Origin of the sequence: Pseudoalteromonas haloplanktis ATCC 14393 (genome assembly GCF_000238355.1) — a bacterium.
GTDB lineage: Bacteria > Pseudomonadota > Gammaproteobacteria > Enterobacterales > Alteromonadaceae > Pseudoalteromonas > Pseudoalteromonas haloplanktis.
Genome location: NZ_AHCA01000049.1, coordinates 1 through 638, shown reverse-complemented (window position 1 = coordinate 638; position 638 = coordinate 1). Strand labels below are relative to the sequence as shown.

The window sequence follows — 638 nt, the reverse complement described above, 5'->3', positions numbered from 1 at the left end:
GGTGATTTAAGTCAAGCATTTGTTAATGCCCAAGGCTGGGATAATTACAACTACGATGTTGATTGGCAAAGTCCAACAGCCTTAACTGCGCAGTCGCTCACTACCGCTGATGCATTAAATGATGGTCGCCGATTAAGCCACTATATTACAGGTCGGGTTGATAATCCTGTGCGCGAAATGTCTACTGGTGAGTTTGATGCTAAGCGCTATGTAGACTTTGGCTTCGGCGATGGTTTTATGTTTGGTGCTGTGAAGTTCGGCGTACGTTACAGTCGTGAGGTACTTGAAAACTTTGACCAAGCAATCGGTGCTGTCGGTGTTAATGCTGATGCGGTCGGCAGCTTCACAATTAGTGATGCGTTAGTCTCTGATGGTCAAACCGAGTTTTTTAATGGTAATTTCCCAGGCACATTTGGCGCAAATTCGGGCTGGAAAACGATTGATAATTTATCCCACATTGCAGCATTACAAGATGGCATGGCTGATATTGAAGGGGGTATCAAAGCGGGGGAGACTGGTTTCTATGAGGTTTTCACTGGCCCTCACCCACAGAAATATGCAACAAACTTTGACGTGGAGCAGACTATATCTTCAGCTTACTTCATGACTGATATTTATGGGGATATAGGTAATGTACC

At 44.7% G+C, this 638-nt stretch carries 1 pseudogene; it reads left to right on the top strand.

The features are described 5' to 3' along the window. Positions 1-638: pseudogene (locus PHAL_RS24320) on the top strand (TonB-dependent receptor); the annotation flags it as partial.